Consider the following 2,509-nt stretch of genomic DNA (forward strand, 5'->3'; position numbering starts at 1 on the left):
TGGGCGACCCGCAGGTCAAGAGCGTTTTCGTCAACGTCTTCGGTGGCATCACCGCGTGTGACGCTGTCGCCAAGGGCATCGTCGGCGCACTCGCCGAGCTCGGCTCCGCAGCCAACAAGCCGCTCGTGGTTCGCCTCGACGGAAACAACGTCGAGGAGGGTCGTCGCATCCTCAACGAAGCCAACCACCCGCTGGTGACGCTGGCCGCAACCATGGACGAGGGCGCCGACAAGGCCGCCGAGCTCGCCTACGCAGCGAAGTAAGGATCAGGGAATGTCAATCTTCCTCAACAAGGACTCCAAGGTCATCGTCCAGGGCATCACCGGCGGTGAGGGCACCAAGCACACCGCCCTCATGCTCAAGGCTGGCACCCAGGTCGTCGGCGGCGTCAACGCCCGCAAGGCTGGCACGACGGTTCTGCACCACGACGCCGATGGCGCCGCGGTCGAGCTCCCCGTCTTCGCAACGGTCAAGGAGGCCATGGAGGCCACCGGCGCCGACGTGTCGATCGCGTTCGTTCCCCCGGCCTTCACCAAGGACGCCATGATCGAGGCCATCGACGCCGAGATCCCGCTTCTCGTCGTGATCACCGAGGGTGTTCCCGTCGGCGACAGCGCCGAGGCCTGGGCTTACGCGCAGCAGAAGGGCAACACGACCCGCATCATCGGGCCGAACTGCCCCGGCATCATCACCCCCGGTGAGGCACTCGTCGGCATCACGCCCGCGAACATCACCGGCAAGGGACCGATCGGCCTCGTGTCGAAGTCGGGCACCCTGACCTACCAGATGATGTACGAGCTGCGCGACCTGGGCTTCTCGACCGCAATCGGCATCGGCGGCGACCCCATCATCGGCACGACGCACATCGATGCTCTCGCAGCGTTCGAGGCTGACCCCGAGACCAAGGCGATCGTCATGATCGGTGAGATCGGTGGCGACGCTGAGGAGCGCGCAGCCGACTTCATCAAGGCCAACGTCACGAAGCCCGTCGTGGGCTACGTCGCAGGCTTCACGGCACCCGAGGGCAAGACCATGGGCCACGCTGGCGCCATCGTCTCCGGCTCCGCGGGCACCGCGCAGGCGAAGAAGGAGGCCCTCGAGGCCGCCGGCGTCAAGGTCGGCAAGACGCCGTCCGAGGCCGCCAAGCTCATGCGCGAGATCCTCGCGTCGCTCTAAGCAGTCAGCTGTACAGGATGGCCCGCTTCGGCGGGCCATCCGTCGTTAACGCTCTCGCTCGCTCGCACGGCCAGCGCCGTGAGTGGTCACTTTCTGCGCTTCCCGCGGGCTTTTGGTGCAGAAAGTGACCACTGACCGCGCGCTGAGGGCGGCTACTTTGTGGTGAACCGGCCCCGGTAGGCGAACACTTCGCCCACGCCGGGCACGCGCATGCTCACGTCGATAGTGAACTCGGCGTGCGCTTCGTCGTACGTCTGCGTCAGTTGCACAGCGGGGGCAGGCACGGGGATGAGCGCACGGCCAAGGCGGAGCCGCGCGCGGCCCGACCTGGCTCGCAGCGCACCCTCCGGCGTCGCGGTAACCGTCATCTCCACGAGCAGCCGGCCGCGGGCATGAACGTCGACGAGCCGCCCGGCCACGAGCGTGGTGCGGTCGGCCATCGTGCGGATGCCCGTGGCAAACCGCAGGCGGCGAACGGTGGCGACCGCCGCATCCGAAACGGGGGAGACTTCGATCGTGAAGGGGACCTCGCGCCCGAATTCGGGAAAGAGCAGGCCGAAGCGGGCGGTGATGCCCAGCAGGGGCCTCATCAGGGCCAGCCGAGATCCCGCCTCGGCGAAGGTTCCGGATGCCGTGACGGTGTCGGTCGAGAAGAACCGTTGGAGCTCAGGATGCAGCCGGGCAAAGTCTGCGCCGAGGGCACGCGCATAAATCGAGCGATCAGTGCTGTCGTGCTCCACGTGCCTCTCCCGTCTGCGCGGTCTGCCGCCGCCGCTCCCACTCTGCCCCAATAGCCCGCCGAGACTGCACAAGTTGGCGTTTCAGACCCTATTTGACGACAATTTGCGCAGTCTCGCGGGGCAAGAGCGCCCGACGAGGGAGGCGGAGGTAGTGTCGTTGGGGTTATGAATCGTCCGCTCACCGCCGTCTTCTCCGCGCTTGAGGCGCTGCTCGTTGTGGGCATCGGCATCGGCATTCCCCTCGTTCCGCTTTCGCTCATGTGGGGCTTCCACTACGAGCTGCAGGTCGACTGGGCGGTTTTCTGGCGGGCGTCCGTCGATATTTGGATGCTCGGCCACGGAGCATCCGTTTCGGTAGCTCCTGACGCCGCGCTGGGCGCCGCGATGGGCATCGCCCAGGCGATCGAGCCGTTCACGCTGAGCCTTGCCCCGTTGGGCTTCGCGCTGCTCACCCTGCTTCTGGGGCACCGCGCGGGCCGCCGCATTGCCGAGACCCCGCATTCTTTTCTGGGCCTTGGCGTCGCGGCGGGCACGTTCGCCCTGTTGGCGCTGGTGGCCGCCCTCACCGCGGTGACGGATGCGGTGCGCCCCTC

At 67.2% G+C, this 2,509-nt stretch carries 3 protein-coding genes and 1 pseudogene; 3 read left to right on the forward strand and 1 reads right to left on the reverse strand.

Annotation, left to right across the window (positions count from 1 at the left end):
- Together AC062T_RS06320 and sucD are read left to right on the forward strand one after the other, a co-directional pair.
- Window positions 1-263 (forward strand): annotated as a pseudogene (locus tag AC062T_RS06320) (ADP-forming succinate--CoA ligase subunit beta); the annotation flags it as partial.
- Between the two features lie 10 nt (window positions 264-273).
- Window positions 274-1,176, forward strand: a complete 903-nt coding sequence (sucD, locus tag AC062T_RS06325) for a succinate--CoA ligase subunit alpha (protein ID WP_476028417.1) — start codon at window positions 274-276, stop codon at window positions 1,174-1,176.
- A gap of 152 nt (window positions 1,177-1,328) precedes the next feature.
- Here sucD and AC062T_RS06330 read toward each other — a convergent pair whose 3' ends face one another.
- A complete protein-coding gene (locus tag AC062T_RS06330; protein WP_476028419.1) occupies window positions 1,329-1,916 on the reverse strand; it encodes a DUF4166 domain-containing protein in 588 nt (195 codons plus the stop codon).
- Window positions 1,917-2,081: 165 nt separating this feature from the next.
- Here AC062T_RS06330 and AC062T_RS06335 point away from each other — a divergent pair.
- Window positions 2,082-2,509, forward strand: a 428-nt coding sequence (locus tag AC062T_RS06335; RefSeq protein ID WP_476028421.1) for a cell division protein PerM, incomplete at its 3' end; no start/stop codon positions are given.

The organism is Homoserinimonas sp., assembly GCF_056262345.1.

What these genes read in the sequence shown, in the direction of transcription:
- sucD (WP_476028417.1), top strand. Translation starts at nt 274, where the DNA reads ATGTCAATCTTCCTCAACAAGGACTCCAAGGTCATCGTCCAGGGCATC.